Below are 19,356 nucleotides of genomic sequence, written 5' to 3'. Positions count from 1 at the left end.
CCGTCCAACTGATGAGACGCGAGAAAGGGTGTAGCATGGCAACCTTTATACCGTCACATACACCAACGACAACTATCAGGGATGTACCAACAGCAGGCACGCTCCAGCGCGTGCTTGCACCCTGGCGCAGACGCATCTGGGTCCAGAAGGTTTTTTTCTGGGGGATAAGAGGCTTGCTAGCAGGCTTATGCCTGGCATGTCTGGTATTACTTGTTTCTCGCATCATTCCCTGGGCTCAGGCTCCTTACTGGGCACTGGGAATGGGGATCACCTTTCCACTCCTTGGAATCGCGCTGGCACTCTGGCTCCGACCAACCTTTACCACAACCGCGCAGAACGTTGATCAGCGCCTGGCACTCCATGATCGCATCGGGACCGCATGGGAGTTACGCGAGCAAACATCGATACTGGCCGGTTTACAACGCCGGGATGCACTCAAGAAATTGCAGGCTCATACCCCGGCCAGAACTATCTCACTGCGCCTGCAGCGCGCCACCAGTATCACACTCATTGTCTTGCTATTACTCCTGGTCCCATTGATTTTTGTGCCTAACCCGATGACGGCTATACTCAAACAGCAAGCGGCCATGCAAACGCAGATCGCCAAACAGATCAATAACATTGAGAAACTCAAGCAGGTCATCGCCCAGGAGCCGTCGCTCACACAGGACCAAAAACAGAAAATCGACCAGGTGTTAAGCAAGCTACAAAACAAACTCCAGCAAGCGAAAAATCCTACCGAGGCTCAACAAGCCCTCTCGGAAGCACAGGCGAAACTGGACCAGTTGCGCGATCCGCAGGCCGCCAACAAAAATCAAGCACGTTCAGCAGCCGGTGACGCGCTCAAAAGTAGTTCAAACGCCAATGCCAGAGCCGCAGGAAACGCATTAAGCAATAACGATAGCAAGAGTCTGAAGCAGGCCTTACAAGATCTCGCCAAACAAGCCAAATCCCTGACTCCAGAGCAGCGTAAACAGCTTGCGCAAGATATGGAAAAAGCCGCCAATCAGGCTAGCAAAGATCCCGCTCTCAGTTCTTCATTACATCAACTTGCCAAATCGCTAGCCGATGGCAGCAGTAGCGAAACATCCGATGCTGCCAACTCAGTGGGAGCTGCCAGCAGCCAATCCGCATCCGATCAAGCTGGTGAGAACGCAATCAATAAAGCCAGTCAGGACTTACAAAATTCTGCCAATGATCTGGCTTCTGCCACCGATAATACAACCAGCCAGGCTCAACAAGGTCAGCAGAGTCAGGGACAACAAGGCCAGGGCCAGGGACAACAAGGCCAGGGACAGGGTCAGCAAGGTCAGGGGCAGGGTCAGCAAGGTCAGGGCCAACAAGGCCAGGGGCAAGGTCAACAGGGACAAGGTCAAGGTCAACAGGGACAGGGCGGCAGTGGTGGTCAGGGCGGTAGCGGCAGCGGTGGCGGTCCGGGTGGCTCTAATGGTACAGGCAACCATAAGAATGAGCGCGTCTATGTGCAGGGACAAAGTGGCCAGGGTTCAAGTACGCAAAGCAACGATAATAATACAGGAACCGTCCAGCCAGGCTCCGATGTACCTTATTCGCAGGTTATCGAGAAGTATAACCAGAAAGCACACGACGCCATCGATAATAGCAATGTCTCTCCCAACCAAAAAGATCTGGTGCATGATTACTTTAATACACTAGAAGGGCAACAATAAATCATGGCAAATGCAGGTAAAAATACGTTTAACTCATATGATGATACTCTAAGCCAACAACCGTCACAGACGGATCGCTCCGAAGGAGCAACCAGAACACCAGGCGGTCAGCTGGAGGAACCGAGTGAGCGGGATATTGCTCAGTTCATTGAGGTAACCCGTCAGTTAGAGGAACAACTATGCCGCATCGTGGTAGGCCAGGATCGCGTCATTCGTGAGTTGCTGTTAGCCATGCTGGCAGGAGGCCATGTCTTGCTGGAAGGTGTGCCGGGACTCGGTAAAACGTTGTTGGTGCGTACACTCTCAGATGCGCTCGCGCTGAAATTTGCTCGTATCCAGTTTACGCCCGATTTGATGCCAGCCGATATAGTGGGCACCAATATTGTCTCCGAACAAAGCGATGGTACGACCGGTGGCAAACGCGCATTTAGCTTTCAGCCCGGTCCGATCTTTGCGAACATCGTGCTGGCCGATGAAATCAACCGCGCCACCCCCAAAACCCAATCCGCCTTGCTCGAAGGCATGCAAGAGCGGACAGTCAGCGTTGGTGACCGCACGCGCCCACTACCACAACCATTCTTTGTCCTGGCAACGCAAAATCCTCTGGAGATGGAAGGCACATATACCTTACCAGAGGCGCAGTTGGATCGCTTCATGCTCAAGATCATGGTCAATTTCCCCAAGGCAGTCGACCTGATGCGCATCATTGATACAACCGTCGGAACTGAGAATCTACGCGCCGAGACGGTAACGACGGGCGAGAATCTGGCACACATGATCAACGTGGCGCGTGCGGTACCAATCGCCACCCATGTCAAAGAATATGCCGTGCGCTTGCTCCTGGCAACACATCCCGATCAGGAAGATTCCCCTGAGAAGATTCGCCAGTATGTGCGCTATGGTGGCAGTCCACGCGGTCTACAGGCATTGATCATGACAGCCAAAGTACGAGCATTACTTGAGGGCCGCTATAACGTTTCGCTTGAAGATATCAAGGCCGTCGCCTTTCCGGCCTTACGCCATCGTATTGTCCTGAACTTTGATGGTCTGGCCGATAATATTACCACCGAGCAATTAATTGAGGCCATCATTGCCGAATTAGATGAGGCCGCATAAAAGCGTAGAAAGAAAATCCATGCCTGATACCGACAAAGCGCGTTTCCCGCTGGATGCCAGTGTCCTGCAGCGTCTGGATAATATCGCATTGTTGACACGTCGACCAATGGCAACCGGCCGACCGGGGCGGCGACGTTCGCCCCTGGCAGGCTCATCCATGGAATTCGCCGATTATCGCCGCTATTCACCGGGCGATGATTATCGCCGCATTGACTGGCGTGCCTTTGCACGTCTGGAGCGACTCTTCCTGCGCATCTTTGAGGCCGAGGAAAATATTGCTGTGACCATCCTGCTGGATTGTTCGGACTCGATGTACCATGGCTCGCCCCAGAAAAATGAGCTGGCGGTAGCCGTGGCGGCCGCGCTGTCCTATATCGCGCTCAAAAACGAAGATAGCGTGATTCTGGGTGCACTCACGGATCGGCTGGTCTCGTATCGGCGCATCAGTGGTGGCAAACACGCGATCTGGAATGTGGGGAGTTTCTGCATCAACTTCCCCACTCAGGCACGACCGATCTTAATCGGGCCCTCTATGATATCGGTCGCGTCGTTAATGCTCCCGGACTGACCGTGGTAATCTCGGATTTCCTGGTTCCTCAGGGCTACCAGACGGGAATACGCGCGGTACGCCAGCTACGACAGGAGGTGGCACTCCTGCAGATATTATCGCCCGACGAACTGGACCCACAGATCCAGGGTGACTGGCAATTACGGGATAGCGAGAATAACCAGAGTGTCGAGGTCAGCGCCTCCTCGAATATTCTTCAGGCTTATCAGGAGCGTCTGGCACGCTTCACCGAAGATCTGGCTGCGTGCGCACATAGCCACATGGGAACCTATACACTTATCGCCAGTGATACCGATATTGTAGATGTCGTCCAACGGCTGTTGCGACAAGTAGAACTGGTTCGCTAGCGCTAGAAGGATATAACACCATGAGCATACTTGTTCCAGCAGCCCTCGCGTTCAGCGCTATCATTCCGATTATTCTGCTGCTCTATTTTATGCGCCCCAAACGTCAGGAACGCGTCATTGGCAGCACCTTGCTCTGGCAACAGGCCATGCAGGACCTCCAGGCCAGCCGTCCCTGGCAGCGCCTGCGCATCACGCCCCTCTTACTCTTACAATTGCTGGCAGCCATCGTCATTATCATTGTGCTGATCCGTCCGGCCATCTTTCTCAGCAGTCCTATCAGCGGCAATACCATCGTCATTCTGCAATCATCAGCCAGCATGCAAGCCACCGATGTGGCCCCGACACGTTTTGATAAAGCCAAAGAAACCATCAATGACTTTATCAGCGCCCTGGGACCTGACGACCATCTCTCGCTGATCACGATGGCACGCACACCCCAGGTCCTGATCGCGAATTCACAGGATAAAGGGCAACTCGACAACGCTTTGCAGCATGCGCGGGTCACCAACCAGGATGCTGATCTGGAACAGGCGCTTTCGCTGGCAGGCTCACTGGCGGCTGGTCAAAGCAATACACGTGTCCTGGTCATTGGCGATGGCCATGTAATGAACAGCAACCAGAATCTGGATGTTCCTTTTCCTGTGCAGTATATGTCCATCGGAACGGATGCCGCCAATGTGGCGCTGATGGCGCTCTCGGCACGCTCCATTCAGGGCCAACTGATCGGATTCGCACAGGTCAGCAACTATAGCCATGAGCAGCGCTCGATACCAGTCGAATTATATACAGATGGTAAGTTGTTCGGTGTCAAAACCGTCACCCTCAACGCGGGAACCAGTGGAGCCATCGAGTGGGGGCCGCTGGCAGCCAAAACCAGCCTGCTACATGCTCGTCTGATATCCCAGGACGCTATGACCAGCGACCATGAGGCCTGGTCCCTGGTGGGTAGCTCAATTCGCGGGCGCGTCCTGCTGGTCAGTAAAGGCAATATGTATCTGGAAACGGCCCTGCGTCTGCAATCCAATGTCACTCTATACACAATCGATCCTGATAAATATGCGCACAGCACGGGGAGCTATGATCTGACGATCTTTGATGGCTATCTGCCACCCAGAGAACCTGCTGGCAATATATTCTATGTCAATCCACCAGAACACACCTATTCCTTTGGCTCTTCTAATCCACTAACGGCCGTCACACATATCAGCGCGGGCAACGATCCACAGAACTTATTGAGCAATGTTGACTTGAGCAGTATCCATACCATGCATGCCAGTCACCAGTTAAAACCAGCCCTGTGGGCCCAGACAATTATAAATACACCAGAGACACCAATAATACTGGCGGGAGAAAACAACAATCGGCGCATCGCCGTCTTTGGCTTCGACCTGCATGAAACCGATCTACCACTGCAACCATCCTTCCCTATCCTGATCTACAATCTGGTCAACTGGTTCCTGCCCTCACCTGTCAGTGGCAATAGCCAGGTAACACCCGGAGTGCCAGTCTCAATACAGACCTGGCCTGGCGCGGATCAAGTCAGCGTAACCGGACCCGACCAGCAAACTGTCAACGTCGGACCACCCTTTCCGGTGACGCCGTATGCGCGTACCAATGCGGTAGGTATCTATCAGGTGAAGCAACAGGTGCATGGACAAAACCTGAATGGCTTATTCACCGTGAACCTGTTTAATCCTGTACAATCACAATTGGCACCCGCTAAAGCGATTCCAGTAGCCCACAGTACAAACGTGGGTGGAGATAAAAATACGATCTCTCGCCAGTTACGTGAGATCTGGCCATGGATCGCGGCAATCCTATTGCTGATCCTCTGCGCTGAATGGTGGCTCTTCAGCCGCAATTATCAAACGCAAGCCAGTGGACAAACTGGCGGCTCAAACACACGTACCAGCACACAGCGTGGAAAATCCAAACAACGTGTGAGCCGCTATCCACTGCCAGCAAACGTGCAACACCGGATAGAACAAAGTTGGAGTCGAGCACAAAAGCAAAGTAAGAAAATCAAGAAACGACTGAATATAAAACTGAAAAAACAAACGAAAGGGGAGCGCCGTGTTAACATTTGAGCAACCACTGCTACTCTTGCTCCTGGTCCCTATCGGCATCCTGGTCTATCTGACCTGGAAACGCATGTCGCTACCCTATCCGAGGAAACAACGCTGGTTGATTCTAGGCTGCCGCCTGCTGCTGTTCACATGCGTTATCCTGGCACTGGCGGGTACAGCCTGGGCCATGCCTGTCACGCGGCAGGCAACCGTCTTTGTAGGAGATATTTCGGCCAGCACAGGTCCTCAGCGTACTTTTATCGAGCAATGGATCACCTCGGCCATCAAACACAAACATACCGATGATCAGGTAGGCATTGTAGCGGTCGGACGCAATGCCCTGGTCGAGCAATCGCTACAGTCAGCCACCATAGACTTCGCACGCTTTGAGTCCACACCAGATACGAATTATACTGATCTGGCCGCCGGATTACGCCTGGCGTCCGCCATACTGCCCTCCGACAGCCAGCGCCACATAGTCCTGCTCACTGATGGCCAGCAAAATATGGAGGATGCCCTCCAGGAAGCTCAGCTTTTACAGCAACAAGGGATTCGACTGGACATTGTCCCTCTCCCATCTGTCAGCAGTGAAGATGTACGTGTTGATAGTTTTGATGCACCCAATAATCTGCATACCAATGAACACTTTAATCTACATACCAGGATCTATAGTAGCGTGGCCCAGAATGCCACTGCACGCATCTATCTGGACTCAACGGTGATCGCGCAACAAAAATTGACGCTGGTCAGCGGCGAGCAAGAAATCAGCTTTAACATGCTGGCTCCGGCAGTCGGCTTCCATACCTTCCGTATTACGTTGGAAGCTCCAAAAGATTCAATTACCCAGAATGATGAGGCCGCCGCCTTTGTGAACGTCCAGGGACCACCTAAAATCCTGGTTATTGAAGGACAACCTGGCAGTGGGCACAATATTGTCACAGCCCTGCAGTCCACCCATATCAACGTTACGGTCGGTACACCGGGAGATGTGCCAACTACCCTGGATGGATTGGTCCCTTATAGCAGTGTGATCCTGGCCGATGTGCCAGCCGTTGCACTCGGAAATACGCGCATGCAGATCCTGCAATCGTTTGTGCGCGATCTCGGCCATGGTCTGGTGGTCAGTGGTGGGCAGAACAGCTATGGCGTCGGTGGCTATACCGATACGCCACTGGAACAGACCCTGCCGGTACGTATGGATATTCCACAGCATAAAGAAACGCCATCCATTGCCGTTGTCTTGATCGTGGAAAGTCTGGAGCAACAGGTACAGATTAATATCTCCAAAGAGGCGGCCAAAGGCGTTATCGGGCTGCTCACACCCCGCGATCAGGTCGGAATCTCGGCTGGATATGGGACGCTCAGTATCAAGATGCAACATGTTACTGACAAGAGCGCTATCACAAAAGCCATCGACAACATGAATCCACTTGATCCACAAAGCTACAATCCTGATCTGGCCAACGCCGAGCAAGAATTGCTGCATACCGATGCCAAAATCAAACATATTATTCTACTGGGTGATGGTGATGCCTATGACAACTATGCGCCGCAGGTCACCAAACTGGCCAGCGAAAACATCACTGTTTCGACCGTCGAAACCAATGCAATGAGCAATGAAGATCTGGCAACCATGCAAAATATTGCGCAATGGGGCAAGGGACGCTTCTACCGCGCCGACAATGCCAGCATCATTCCACAAATTCTGCTCAAAGAGACACAACGAGCCGCCAAACGCTCCTTGATCAACGAAAACTTTAATCCAGCCGTCGTTGGCAATCATCCAATCCTGACTGGTATCGATGGTTTGCCAACCCTGAGTGGCTATGTCGCCACCACGCCCAAGCCAGCGGCCCAGATGGTACTGGTCAGCCATCTGGATGATCCAGTGCTGGCGGTCTGGCAATATGGTCTGGGACGTGTGGTAGCCTGGACCAGCGATGACCTGGGGCTCTGGACAAAGAACTGGATTGCCTGGGATAATGCACCTAAGTGGTGGGCGAATCTGGTCACCTGGACCTTACCCGCTGCCAATGATGGGGGTATGAACATCAATGGCAAAGTTACCAATGGCACCGGACAATTGACCGTGGATCTTCCACCTGGTACAACGGCAGGAGGAGGCCAGCAGCAAGTACAGGTACATATCATTGGACCTGATCTCTCACAACAGAGTGTCAACCTGCAGCCAACAGCCCCTGAACGCTGGGAGGGGAGCTTTCCAGCCGAGCAAGTTGGTGGCTATCTCCTGCAGGTAACCTGGCAGGGAGCCAATAAAAATGAGAGTCGTCTCACCGCGACAACGGGAATGGTGGTACCATATTCACCAGAATACTATAATCAAGGCACGGATCTACGCTTTTTACGCCTGCTCGCCCAGACTGGCGCGGGCACGCTACTCAGTCTCAACGATACTGGATCGGCCTTTAGCCAGAACCTGATACCAACCAACGCATCCATTCCAATGGCATTCTGGTTCTTGATACTGGCAGCACTATTGTTGCCGATTGATATTGCAGCCCGCCGTCTGGCCAGCCTGGAATTCATACCAGAAGGCTACAAATGGTTATTGGCACGCTTCGGTATAGGGAGAACGCCACAACTGGCCACCGCCACAAGAAGTCCGAGCGTCGCCTCATTAAATAGTATTCGTGACCGCCGGGCCAGACAACGCTCACAGCCAGTTCCACAACCGGTGGAGAACAAGGTAAAGGCCAGTACAACAACCCAGCCAGAGAAGATTGAGCCACGGCGCACAACGGCAATGCCAGCTCCGGTGAATGGAAAGGCAGCAGCGCCAAAACAGCCAGCGCCAACCACATCCACTGCGCCAGCAGGGCCTTCAACGACCTCGCAACTGGTCGCGGCCAAACGCCGGCGCATTCAGGAAAAAAAATAAAGATAAAAGCAATAAGAGGTTAACTATGCTGTTAGCAGATTTACGTGCTGAGGTAGCACACTATGCCCGGAAAATGTATGAAAGCCAGCTCGTACGCGCCACCCAGGGTAATTTGAGCGCCCGCGATCCCGCGAGCCAGTTGATCTGTATCACACCAAGTGGAGCAGATTATCAACTGCTGACAGCGGAAGATATCATTGTCCTGGATGAACAAGGAACGATCATAGAGGGGAAGTGGAAGCCATCGGTAGAGACACCACTTCACACCTTTATCCTTAGCCAGCGCCGGGATATCAACTGCGTCATGCACAGCCATGCGCTCTATACCTCAGCCTTTGGGGTTGCCTATCAGCCACTGCCGATGATCCTACAAGAATCGGCCGCCTGCCTGGGTGGTGATGTGCCCATTGTACCCTACCAGGAATCTGGCACACAGGCATTCGCTGAACTGGTGGCACAAACCCTTGGCGACGGTCCAGCCGTGATCTGGGGCAACCATGGAGCAATGGTAGTAGGAGCCAATCTGGCCCTGACCTTCTCAATCGCCCATGCGCTTGAAGATACTGCCCATATCTACACCATTGCCCGGCAGATCGGCACCCCGGTTCCCATTCCTGCTGACGAGGTTGCAAAGCTGCATAAACATTGGCTTGAAAGCTATCGCCAGGTCGCACTCGACAAACCAGTGGCAACGGGTTAAACCGGACAACTAGCCTGTGCATGGTATCATAAGACTTGTTATTTCTATGTCCAGAGAAGAAAGGATTTCTATGCAAAAAGATCGAGTGCGTTTTCACAACGAGGTAGGTCTCCATGCACGGCCAGCCGCCCAGTTTGTCAAACTAGCCAAACAGTTTACCAGTACCATTACGGTGACATATAATGCCAAAACGGTGGATGCCAAGAGTTTGATTCGGCTCCTCACCGTTGGTGCTGGTAAAGATGCAGAGATAGAGATTACAGCTGAGGGCGCGGATGAAAAAGAAGCCATTACCGCTCTGGTTGGATTGGTAAACAATAATTTTGCAGAATAAGAGAACAGAGAGGCTGGTTCAGGCCAGCCCCTCTGCTCGCTTATTCTGTATCAAGAGAGCAAGGCTTCTATTTCAGCAGAAGTTTCGGCTGCCAGTACACGTGTGACAATGTCCTGGGCTTGAGCCAGTGAAGTACTCCGAATAGCATGCTTGACCGCATTCAAGGAACCCGCCTCCATACTTACCTCATTAATGCCCAATCCAAGCAGGAAGGCGCTGGCACGCGGATCGCCCGCCATCTCACCACACATACCAACCCAGCACTCTAGCTGGCGCGTGGTACGGATGATATGCGCGAGCGTACGCATGACGGCTGGATGGAAAGGACGCTGGAGTTCCGCCAGATTGGCATTCATACGATCACTGGCCAGCGTATACTGGGCCAGGTCGTTGGTGCCGATGCTAAAGAAATCAGCCTCTTTAGCCAGTTGATCAATCAACCAGACTGCAGCCGGCGTCTCCAGCATGATTCCCTGCCGGATACGTGATAAGATCGGCTCTGTCAGTTGGCCTGCCTGGAGTAGTTGCGTCTCAGTTTCAGCAACAAACGCTTTAGCCTGCCGCAGTTCGCGGAGATCACAGATCATCGGAAACATTATCCAGAGCGTTGAAGCTGGATTATCCTGCGCGGCTAAGAGTAAGGCTCGCACCTGGGTACGAAAGAGTTGTTGATACGGAGGAGCCAGACACAAGCGAATGCCGCGCACACCCAGAAAAGGATTGTCTTCTTCTGGCAATGAAAGATAGGATACGCTTTTATCCCCCCGATATCCAGAGTACGCACAATCACCGTCTTCCCAGCAAACGCCTTTAGTGCAGTACTATAGGCGGCCACTTGCTCCGCTTCAGTAGGAGCGGTATCGCGCTCCAGAAAAAGAAACTCGGTCCTGAACAGGCCAACCCCGGTAGCTCCAGCTTCGATAGCGGCTTCAGCATCTCCCGCACGACCAATATTAGCTGCAACCTCCACACTTATCCCATCCTCTGTAATGGCTGGAAGATCTTTTAAGGCTAATAGCTGTTGTTGCTGCTGCTGATAAGCGACCTGGGCCTGTTGATACAGCTGAAGGGTGGCTCCATCCGGATCTATAATGAACTCCCCGCTGCGTGCATCTAAAATAAATAGGCCATTATCCTGATCAGTCAGGGTTGAGACCTGTGCTAATAAGTTGGGGATAGCAACCACAGCAGGAATACGTAACTGGCGTGACAGAATGGCGGTATGCGAGGTTGGCCCCCCCTGCTCAGTAGCCAGACCAAGCACAAATTGTGGATCAAGTCCGGCCGTATCAGAGGGTAAGAGGTCACGGGCAAGTACAATAGTTGGTTGACGTAAATGGTTGAGCCGGCCAGTCGGGCGACCCTGCAAATGGTTGAGCAGGCGCAGACGGATATCCTGCATATCCGCGCCCCTGGCCCGAATATACTCATCCTCAATCTCTGCAAACATCTGAGCAATCTCATCGGTCGTCTCTGCCAATGCCCACTCCGCATTCTGATGCTCTTGCTCAATACGCTGATAGGTCCCCTCTAACAGGGTATCATCTTCAAACAACAACAGGTGAGCATCAAAGATCGCTGCATCTTCATCCCCTAAACGCTGTTGTACCTGGTCACGCAACTGTGTCACCTCGGCAATAGAGGCCTCAATGGCCTGCCGCATGCGTGCCTTCTCAGCATCCACGGCTGATGCCTTGATCTGCTCTTTCGAGATGATTGGTGGCGTAGGATCATACACAATCCAGGGACCAATCGCGATACCACCCATGACTGGAATGCCTTTTAAGATTGTAGACATAAGCGCCCCTCTAGAAAATCCTGTTTACCAGACTATAGTCCATCTACATTGATACAGCTATAACTACTCATGTTTTATTATAACCTTTACTGCGCGATTATGGCGCAGGATCAGGGCATCGAGAGCGCTATCATATTCATCGAGGGAGAAGCGGTGAGAGATCAGGTTTGCAAGTTGGAGCGAACCATTCTTCAATAGTTGGATGGCATAATTCCAGGCCGCAGAGCTGGCACCGAAGACGCCATGAACAGTTATCTGGTTTAATACAAACAGGTTGCTTGAGAAACCAAGGGGCGCGATTGAAGCTTCCAGTCCAGTAAGTAGCACTGTGCCGCCACGCCGGACCGTGTTTAAGGCCTCTTCAACAGCCTGTACATGGCCGGTACCCTCAAAAACCAGATCAGCACCGACACCACCCGAGAGCTCGCGAATGACAGTCTGGGAGTCCTCACGACTCATAGTAATAGTATGGGTAGCTCCATAGAGTTCGGCCAGCTGCAGGCGTTCAGTCCTGAATCCCAGTACAGCAATTACTGCAGGACTATAGAGTCGGGCGATCTGCACCGCCAGTAGACTGGAGGGTCCATCACCAACAATGGTTACTATCCCACCTGGACGCGGCTGGGCACGCAAAAAAGCATGTGCCACCACTGCCGCAGGCTCTAATAATGCGCCCTCTTCAAAGGAGACGTGGTCTGGCAATACATGCACCTGGCGTGCCGGGACTGCTACATATTCAGCTAAGCCGCCAGGACTGGTAAAGCCAAGTTCATCATAGCCACGCTCGCACAGGTTGGTCGCACCCTCACGACAATTGCGGCAGATACCACAGTAACGAACACTTTCTACGACCACCCTGGCTCCAGGCATAACATCCTTTACCAGTTCACCAACCGCTACCACTCCCCGGACCATTCATGGCCTGGAATGATCGGATAGCGAAAATAACCATCCGCACGCTTGCCTTGATAAAGCTCAACGTCACTCTCGCATAATCCTACTACCCGTGAACGAACCAGCACCTCATCCGCGCGAATGACAGGCCGCTCCAGTTCAGTAACATGAGCCTCACTCGGCTCGGTAATCATAATGGCTTTCATCCAAGCAAAACCCTTCAATCTCTCAGCTGTGCGCACAGATTGGCAACACAGAAAACTCAAACTGCCAGCTATTATACACCGCCTGTTTCCTGCATATAGTTCTTATCTGGATTATAGCAGAGAACGCGTTGGAAGATTGAGCATATGGAGAGCTGAATGGCCCATTTTCTGGCGGCGCAGCATACCAAGTTCCACCTGTAAGGAACCTTGTAGAGCAGCCCAGATGCCCCGCACCTGGATCTCCTGGGTGCGAATATGACTGATAGCCACGCGTATGGTGTATTTACCATGTATACGGGTATGAGAGAGAAAAAAGTTGCCACTGGCATTAACGCGCTGTACTATCCGTTCATTGAGAGTATCCAATTTACTGTCTTGATCAATTCCCAGTGGATGAGCCCGCAGACAGACGACACTCAGTGGTACCGGCGCCATACATTCAAAATCAGCCGAGGCAGCGATCCATTCTGCCAATAATGTGGCCAGACGGCAATGTTCGGCAATACGTTTTGCCAACCCTTCCTGTCCAAAATAGCGTATCACCATCCATAATTTAAGCGCTGGAAAACGATGGGGCAATGAAAAATCATAATCCATTAAATCAGGCATTGCCTGGTTATCACCCTCGCCGTTTGCCAGATAATCAGAGGTGACACCTAAAGCCGATTTAAGCATCTCCGGGTGACGTGTAAAGAAGGCACTACAAGAGAATGTGGTAAACAGCCATTTATGCGGATTGACAGAGAACGAATCGGCCCGCTCACATCCCGCAAGGATCCAGCGCTTCTCAGGTACCAGGGCAGCGGCACCAGCATAAGCCGCATCGACATGTAACCAGAGTCCATATTGCTTACAGATATCTGCGATAGCCGCCACAGGATCAATGCTGGTGGTAGAGGTTGTTCCAACCGTCGCCACCACCGCAAAAGGAAGGAAACCAGCCCGCAAATCCTCTTGAATGATACGTTTCAAATCCTCAGTATCCATCCGGAAAGCAGCATCCGTCCTGATCTTGCGCACTCCTTCCAGACCAATACCCAGTACGACTGCGGCTTTATCTATCGAAACATGGGCTTCCTGCGAAGTATAGAGGCAGAGAGGAGGTAGATCAGCCCGGCCAGCCAGGCCTGAGCAGGCAATAAATCCACGAGGAATAGCCTCACGTGCAGCAACCAGAGCATGAACGATCGCGGAGTTAGGATAAAGCATACCAAACATGGTTTCTGGCAAACCCAGCATCTCACGCAACCATATTAATACCACCTGTTCCAGTTCAGTTGCCGCTGGAGCAGTACGCCAGAGCATGCGCGTCACATTCAAGGTCGCATCAAACATTTCAGCCAGGATACTGGGTCCGGAACCGCTAATACCAAAATACCCCATAAAGCCAGCCGAGTTCCAATGCGTTATTCCTGGCATAATCAGGCTTTCCAGGTCAGCTAGAATCGTATCCATTGCTTCAGGTTGTACAGGAGGACGATTTCCTACACTATAAGAAATCTCTCCGGGAGTGACCTGTGCCAGGATAGGATTGTTTTGCGCACCATTCAAATAATCCACCATCCAATCCACGACCTGATGCCCATAACGGCGCAATGAATCGGCATCCATATCACCCGGTTGGCGGTACTCACCGCCTGAAGGCTCCTCCATCTTGCCCTCCTGTACCCTGTAAAGGGACAAATTTAAGCAATGATTATACTGGACATGTTCAAAGCATTCTCGATTAGTAAAGATGTATATAATTACTATTCATTATACTGAAGTAAACAAAAATACGCAAAGAACTTTATGCGGTACAAAGAATCTTCCTTACAAAAAAGTGACAAAAAGTTCATTTCATCTATTGCATAAGGTAAAAAACGCCAATGATCAATTAGTACTATGATATGAAAAATGTGTGCGTAGATTTTTACGGATCGTGGTACCTTGCAATGAGAACTTTTAACAATACCACTCGATTGGCAGACGCAAAGCCATTGAGACCTGCTACTATGCACACATCAACATAGGGGATTATGTGGGGTGAGGTGAGGAGAAAGATGATGAAACTATCGGACAAGCGCGGTCAGCCGCTAACGAGTCTGGTGCTAAAGCCAGTTTATCTGCATTCAGAAGTGTTTATTCCACAGAAGATGCCACAAATCTTGAATAGCTGGGATATGACCACGACCTTTGTCGTGTCCACGTATCTCGCTTCATGCGCCTCAACAGCGGCTGCGGGCGGTCCTGCAGCGATTACGTATCTGGTGCTGGTGGGACTGACTTTTTTTGTACCCTGTTTAATTGCGACCGCACAACTCGGCCAGATGTATCCGCACGAAGGCGGCCTCTACAATTGGGCGCATCATGCCATCGGAGGTTATTGGAGCTTCTTCGCAGGCTTTTGTGCCTGGTTTCCGGGTGTGCTGATTTCGAGCAGTCTGGCCAACCTGCTGGTGATTTATGCGGCCCCGCTGATCTATCCACCTTTGCTTGCCCAACCCTGGCAACAAGGCATTGCGACCTGCCTTGTCCTGGTGACAACAGGTATATTGACACTCTGCAGTTTTCGCTGGGTACAAAATCTGATCAATCTCCTGGTTATCATGATGTTACTGGGAACCCTCCTGATCAGTATTGCCTGTATTCTCTGGCTGATACGAGGTCATCATTCTGCAACAATATTCACAAACTGGACCGATTGGCGACCGCGACCTGACAACATTGTAATGTTTGGTTTGCTGGCTTTTGCTTATCTGGGAACAGAAGGTCCTTTAAATCTGGCCGGTGAGATTACCAGACGATCAGTGATCAAGCGCCATCTTACATGGGGAGGCATGCTGCTTGGCTTGATCTATATCTGCAACACGCTGGCCGTCTTGATTGTGCTGGGTCCACGGGCGGCATCTGATCCTTTCGCGCTGGTCAATACAGTTGCCATCGTCCTGGGCAAAAGCTTTGCGATCATCACGGCAACATGTCTGATGGCTTCATTTCTAGCCACGATCCTGGTCTATAACTATCTGTATGCCCGGCTGTTATTTGTCGCCAGCGTTGACAATCGGCTCCCACACAGCTTAAGCAAACTGAATAAGTGGCGGGTACCAATCAATGCTGCATTGGTACAAACAATACTGGCCTGCATCGTAACACTGCTACTGTTTAATCTTCCTCCCTTTTGAGCATTACGGGCAATGTCAAAAACCTGTCAACCCAGATCTACACGGTCAGTCAGGCATCAGCCGCCCTGGTCTGGACCATCTCATCAGCGTTCCTGTTTATCTGTATCATTGGCTGCTACCTGAAAAATCCACGCTTTTTTATCAGCCAGCGTCACTTTCCTCTTCCAGTCATCTGGCTAAGCGTGGTCGTTGGCCTGGTGAGTTGTAGCGCCACTATCATTGATACACTCTTCTTCTCCTGGACCAACCTGCTACCAGATTACCAGTGGTGGTATCTGGTTGGTGGCCTGACTATTGTTTTTCTGATCCTCTCAGCATTCATCAGTATCTTTGCTAAAAGCGAAGTGGACTGGCAAACACTCAATAGAGAGATCATTGAACTCACAACCAACCAGACCACAAAACCAGAGGAGATTCGTCCCGGAATGAGGACAAATCTCCAGCAGTAAAGGACAGGACCTATAAGCGGGCATTCCTGAATTGATACCAGAGCCGATTGGCAAGCTGGCTGGAATCCCGCTTCAAACCATAACGTGCAAAGTACTTGCAGACGTTGTCGATATCACGCGTCAACAACGACAAGGCATGCGAGTTAAAGCGTGGATCCACTGCCTGCGGAAAATCTATGATGGTAACTTTACCCTGCCAGTAGAGGATATTATAGGGAGAGAGGTCACCATGGATCACATCATGCTTGAGCCAGAGCTGAATATTGTCCATCAGCAACTCAAACACGGGATAGACCTCATCATCCTTCAACTGTACATTCTGCAAGGCAAAACCGGGTTCCTGCTGATCGCCCAGATATTCCATGATGATGGCATGGCCATTGCTCGCAAACGGCCGGGGAATGGTCGCGCCAGCATTATAGAGTGTGGTCAGGGTCTGGAACTCATGGGCCACCCACATACCAAATTGCATATCGCGACCCGCACTGGACTTGTTTTTGACGGCACGACTGGCACGCTGGTCGGTAATAGCACGGCCTTCCTGATAGACCGAGTCGTTTTTAAAACCACGATTATTGCGCGACCGATAGACTTTCGCCGCCAGATACGCTACACCCTGAGATGGATGGGCGCGGCAACAATACACCGTGGCCTCTTTGCCACTCTTCACAACATGTAAAACTTCAGTGATCAAACCTTCAGTAAAAAAACTATCCAGGGTAGACAGAATAGGATCTTTCGCTTGCTCTTCCATCGCCTCCAGGGCGGCTAATTCTTCCAGTTCATCCATGGCGCGGAACATTTTTCGCTTCGACAAGTGCTACTCCTTTGAAATGAAACATACTCGGTCAGTAATATAGTGCTGTGCACAGATACAATCTTTTTCATCGGGCACCTCTCTTTCGTCTGTATCAGTCCGCACTGACACAGCAAAAAAAGGCTGCAAGCATCACGCTTACAGCCTTCTCAGAACATGAAAAAAGCCATCTTTTCAGCAGATGGCCACAACAGGATAGGATCTTAGTGAATGATAGCTTTTTTTATGCGCGTATCATTCCACCTGTATACTGAGAGGTTATGGCCTGCATGGATGCGTGATGCAACTGACATATTACAAAGTCTTGCATGTGGCACGCTCCTTTCTTATCGGTAAGCAGGTAAAGCTTCCGGCAAGCAATAACAAATTAATCTAAAAAAATCATAACAGATGCCAAAAAGATTGTCAAGCATAAAAACAGGCCAGGGCTTTTTTATGCTTCTTTTTGGCGCCTGCGGTGCCGGGTTGGGAGTGTGTGTGGTGCGCAGCCGCGCACCACACACACTCCACACTTGAAATGAGGAACTTGAAATGAGGAAGTGGACTAGATGAGGGCCGCCAGCAGGATAGAGGCGGCAAAGACCACACCAAAGACAAGGTGAAGTTGTGAGGTTTTTTTGATGCCTTTGATAAAAGCCAGGCGTTCAGTCGCATAGAGGACAGAACGGATATTGATGAAAGCCAGGGGAAAGGTCAGCCAGACCAGCAAACAGGTCCAGGGGAGTAAATGAGCGATCACAAAAATGGTGGTGGACAGGTAGCTTCCCAGGAGCAATGCCGCATGGAAACGCTGACCGAATGTAAGGCCAAAGCGTACTGGCAAGGTTTTTTTGTTGACCGCCAGATCATCCTGATAATCGCGCACATTATTCATATTCAAGATCGAGGTAACCAGAAAACCAACCGGCACACTGGCCGCGAACGCGCTCCAGGACCAGTGATGGATCTGCACATAGTAGGAACCCCATGTCATCAACCCCCCATCGCCAGAAAAACCATCACATCTCCCAGACCACGGCTGGAAAACTTAAAGGGCTTGGCGCTATAAAAGTAAGCAATCAAGATGCCAGCCAGTCCAAACAGAATAATCTCGGGTCCCACGATAAAGATCAAGGCAATACCCAGCAGGGCCGCGATCACAAAACAGAAAATACCGCCGCCCAGCACCTGTCCTGCCGTCATCTCTTGCTTAAAGATAACCGTCATAGCACCTAATGAGCCCGCGTGATCCAGGCCATAGCGATAATCAAAATATTCATTAAAGTAATTTGTGCCTATCTGCAAAAATAGACATGAAAAAAGCGTGGCCAGAAAAGTCCAGAGATGAAAGGTTCCTTCATAACCAGCCAGAGCCGTCCCTACCAGAACCGGGCTCACCGCCGCAGTCAATGTAAAAGGACGACTCGTTTTAACCCAGGTCTTCCAGGCCACCGGTGGCGTTTTTTTCCGGGCTATTGTTTGAGCATCTCGCATATTTTTTCTCTCAAAATAGATTACTAATAGAAAGGATAACGTCATTAGTATATCTCAAAAAAAGAGAAATGTTCAGCCCGCCCCGGGAGATCACTATAACTCGCCGCGCATTCCTCTCACAAACATAGCTAAGTAACCCATCTGTTCCGTTTAACAAGCAGATACAGTAATGTAAAGAAACAATCTGTCCTTATCTACACATTCCACCAGTTCTTATAATGGAGAGAAAAGAGGAAAGCACGCCATGCAAACGCCACCGTCAACAAAAAAATGGTCAGAGATCAAAGGATTAGCTGCGGTAACCATGGATCTCGGCAAAAAAATGGGCTCAATTGAGGATTTTTATCTGGATATCCAGACCCATACTGTGCCTGGTTTTGAGGTGAAAACCGGCTTGATTGGACATCGTTCTATGTTGATAGACGCAGTCAAGGGCATTGGAGACGATGCACTGACCTTTACCAATGAAGATGCGCTAATCAAAGAAAGCGATGAGCCAGTCTTGAAAGGCTCATTTAAAGGCCGGGATCTCCTGGGCTATCGCGTCCTAAGCGAAGGTGGCACAGTAGTGGGAACAGTAGGCAACATCCTTTTAGCCGTCAACCTGCCACAGTCCATTCAGGTCATCGGTTATGAACTCACAGGAGGCCTGCGTGAACGCTTTGGCAAACGCTATCCAACCTTCACGATCCAACAGATCGCACGCTACGGACAAGATGTGCTGGTGGTTCCGGATGCCGTAGCAGTAGAATTGATGAAATAAGATCAATATATCAAGAGGAACGCCGCCCACGCACTATGTTGCGCCGCCAGCATAGTCTCCTCTTTATGTAGCCG

General features: G+C 51.1%; 16 protein-coding genes and 2 pseudogenes. 11 read left to right on the top strand and 7 right to left on the bottom strand.

Features of this window, described 5'->3' with window-relative positions:
* Positions 1 to 35: 35 nt before the first annotated feature.
* The 8 genes from KDW_RS16660 (at position 36) to KDW_RS16625 (ending at position 9,718) form a co-directional block, all read left to right on the top strand.
* Complete coding sequence (locus KDW_RS16660; RefSeq protein ID WP_151756993.1) at positions 36 to 1,688, top strand: DUF8809 domain-containing protein; 1,653 nt, start codon at positions 36 to 38, stop codon at positions 1,686 to 1,688.
* A 3-nt stretch (positions 1,689 to 1,691) separates the two neighbouring features.
* Positions 1,692 to 2,804: an AAA family ATPase gene (locus tag KDW_RS16655; RefSeq protein WP_151756992.1), complete on the top strand. Its 1,113-nt coding sequence runs from the start codon at positions 1,692 to 1,694 to the stop codon at positions 2,802 to 2,804.
* Positions 2,805 to 2,823: 19 nt separating this feature from the next.
* On the top strand, positions 2,824 to 3,372 hold the full coding sequence (locus tag KDW_RS16650; RefSeq protein ID WP_162005302.1) for a DUF58 domain-containing protein: 549 nt from the start codon (positions 2,824 to 2,826) through the stop codon (positions 3,370 to 3,372).
* Positions 3,270 to 3,719 carry a DUF58 domain-containing protein gene (locus tag KDW_RS16645; RefSeq protein WP_443092586.1) on the top strand — a complete coding sequence of 150 codons (450 nt, stop codon included), beginning with the start codon at positions 3,270 to 3,272 and terminating at the stop codon, positions 3,717 to 3,719. Before KDW_RS16650 ends, KDW_RS16645 begins: the two co-directional genes overlap by 103 nt.
* A 20-nt stretch (positions 3,720 to 3,739) precedes the next feature.
* Entirely contained in the window at positions 3,740 to 5,806 is a 2,067-nt protein-coding gene (locus KDW_RS16640) for a vWA domain-containing protein (protein WP_151756989.1), read from the top strand.
* Entirely contained in the window at positions 5,793 to 8,684 is a 2,892-nt protein-coding gene (locus tag KDW_RS16635; RefSeq protein ID WP_151756988.1) for a VWA domain-containing protein, read from the top strand. The genes KDW_RS16640 and KDW_RS16635 overlap by 14 nt, the downstream gene beginning before the upstream one ends.
* Before the next feature lie 25 nt (positions 8,685 to 8,709).
* Positions 8,710 to 9,384 (top strand): class II aldolase/adducin family protein, encoded by a 675-nt coding sequence (locus KDW_RS16630; RefSeq protein ID WP_162005301.1) that lies wholly within the window; start codon positions 8,710 to 8,712, stop codon positions 9,382 to 9,384.
* A 70-nt stretch (positions 9,385 to 9,454) separates the two neighbouring features.
* Positions 9,455 to 9,718 carry an HPr family phosphocarrier protein gene (locus KDW_RS16625; RefSeq protein WP_151756986.1) on the top strand — a complete coding sequence of 88 codons (264 nt, stop codon included), beginning with the start codon at positions 9,455 to 9,457 and terminating at the stop codon, positions 9,716 to 9,718.
* 50 nt (positions 9,719 to 9,768) lie between these two features.
* Here KDW_RS16625 and ptsP read toward each other — a convergent pair.
* The 4 genes and pseudogenes from ptsP to KDW_RS16600 form a co-directional block, all read right to left on the bottom strand.
* Positions 9,769 to 11,516, bottom strand: a pseudogene (ptsP, locus tag KDW_RS33935) (phosphoenolpyruvate--protein phosphotransferase).
* A gap of 63 nt (positions 11,517 to 11,579) precedes the next feature.
* Positions 11,580 to 12,227: a zinc-dependent alcohol dehydrogenase gene (locus tag KDW_RS16610; protein ID WP_269822480.1), complete on the bottom strand. Its 648-nt coding sequence runs from the start codon at positions 12,225 to 12,227 to the stop codon at positions 11,580 to 11,582.
* Between the two features lie 42 nt (positions 12,228 to 12,269).
* A pseudogene (locus tag KDW_RS33930) lies at positions 12,270 to 12,604 on the bottom strand (alcohol dehydrogenase catalytic domain-containing protein); the annotation flags it as partial.
* 123 nt (positions 12,605 to 12,727) lie between these two features.
* A complete protein-coding gene (locus tag KDW_RS16600; RefSeq protein WP_151756981.1) occupies positions 12,728 to 14,269 on the bottom strand; it encodes a pyridoxal phosphate-dependent decarboxylase family protein in 1,542 nt (513 codons plus the stop codon).
* A 389-nt stretch (positions 14,270 to 14,658) separates the two neighbouring features.
* Between KDW_RS16600 and KDW_RS16595 the strand changes: the two genes are divergently transcribed.
* Both KDW_RS16595 and KDW_RS16590 read left to right on the top strand, forming a co-directional pair.
* On the top strand, positions 14,659 to 15,780 hold the full coding sequence (locus KDW_RS16595) for an APC family permease (RefSeq protein ID WP_162005299.1): 1,122 nt from the start codon (positions 14,659 to 14,661) through the stop codon (positions 15,778 to 15,780).
* Positions 15,777 to 16,229 (top strand): hypothetical protein, encoded by a 453-nt coding sequence (locus KDW_RS16590; protein ID WP_151756979.1) that lies wholly within the window; start codon positions 15,777 to 15,779, stop codon positions 16,227 to 16,229. Before KDW_RS16595 ends, KDW_RS16590 begins: the two co-directional genes overlap by 4 nt.
* A 10-nt stretch (positions 16,230 to 16,239) precedes the next feature.
* Here the strand turns inward: KDW_RS16590 and KDW_RS16585 are convergent, their stop codons facing one another.
* The 3 genes from KDW_RS16585 to KDW_RS35000 all read right to left on the bottom strand — a co-directional run bounded on the left by KDW_RS16585 (position 16,240) and on the right by KDW_RS35000 (position 18,519).
* Complete coding sequence (locus tag KDW_RS16585; RefSeq protein ID WP_151756978.1) at positions 16,240 to 17,046, bottom strand: RIO1 family regulatory kinase/ATPase domain-containing protein; 807 nt, start codon at positions 17,044 to 17,046, stop codon at positions 16,240 to 16,242.
* 544 nt (positions 17,047 to 17,590) lie between these two features.
* Positions 17,591 to 18,019 (bottom strand): prenyltransferase, encoded by a 429-nt coding sequence (locus tag KDW_RS35005; RefSeq protein ID WP_151756977.1) that lies wholly within the window; start codon positions 18,017 to 18,019, stop codon positions 17,591 to 17,593.
* Positions 18,019 to 18,519, bottom strand: coding sequence for a prenyltransferase (locus KDW_RS35000; protein WP_162005298.1), 501 nt, complete (start codon positions 18,517 to 18,519; stop codon positions 18,019 to 18,021). The genes KDW_RS35005 and KDW_RS35000 overlap by 1 nt, the downstream gene beginning before the upstream one ends.
* A gap of 244 nt (positions 18,520 to 18,763) precedes the next feature.
* On the opposite strand from KDW_RS35000, the gene KDW_RS16570 reads away from it, so the two are divergent.
* Positions 18,764 to 19,282, top strand: a complete 519-nt coding sequence (locus tag KDW_RS16570) for a PRC-barrel domain-containing protein (RefSeq protein ID WP_151756975.1) — start codon at positions 18,764 to 18,766, stop codon at positions 19,280 to 19,282.
* Positions 19,283 to 19,356 lie beyond the last annotated feature (74 nt).

The sequence above is a fragment of the Dictyobacter vulcani genome, assembly GCF_008974265.1.
GTDB classification, from domain to species: Bacteria; Chloroflexota; Ktedonobacteria; order Ktedonobacterales; family Ktedonobacteraceae; genus Dictyobacter; species Dictyobacter vulcani.
Note: the sequence above shows the minus strand (reverse complement) of the source record. Positions and strands in the feature narration are given on the sequence as shown.

Bases quoted from the DNA above. Each gene is read 5' to 3' on its own strand.
- KDW_RS16660 (WP_151756993.1), top strand. From the start codon at position 36: ATGGCAACCTTTATACCGTCACATACACCAACGACAACTATCAGGGAT.
- KDW_RS16655 (WP_151756992.1), top strand. From the start codon at position 1,692: ATGGCAAATGCAGGTAAAAATACGTTTAACTCATATGATGATACTCTA.
- KDW_RS16650 (WP_162005302.1), top strand. From the start codon at position 2,824: ATGCCTGATACCGACAAAGCGCGTTTCCCGCTGGATGCCAGTGTCCTG.
- KDW_RS16640 (WP_151756989.1), top strand. From the start codon at position 3,740: ATGAGCATACTTGTTCCAGCAGCCCTCGCGTTCAGCGCTATCATTCCG.
- KDW_RS16630 (WP_162005301.1), top strand. From the start codon at position 8,710: ATGCTGTTAGCAGATTTACGTGCTGAGGTAGCACACTATGCCCGGAAA.
- KDW_RS16625 (WP_151756986.1), top strand. From the start codon at position 9,455: ATGCAAAAAGATCGAGTGCGTTTTCACAACGAGGTAGGTCTCCATGCA.
- KDW_RS16600 (WP_151756981.1), bottom strand. From the start codon at position 14,269: ATGGAGGAGCCTTCAGGCGGTGAGTACCGCCAACCGGGTGATATGGAT.
- KDW_RS16595 (WP_162005299.1), top strand. From the start codon at position 14,659: ATGATGAAACTATCGGACAAGCGCGGTCAGCCGCTAACGAGTCTGGTG.
- KDW_RS35005 (WP_151756977.1), bottom strand. From the start codon at position 18,019: ATGACATGGGGTTCCTACTATGTGCAGATCCATCACTGGTCCTGGAGC.
- KDW_RS35000 (WP_162005298.1), bottom strand. From the start codon at position 18,519: ATGCGAGATGCTCAAACAATAGCCCGGAAAAAAACGCCACCGGTGGCC.
- KDW_RS16570 (WP_151756975.1), top strand. From the start codon at position 18,764: ATGCAAACGCCACCGTCAACAAAAAAATGGTCAGAGATCAAAGGATTA.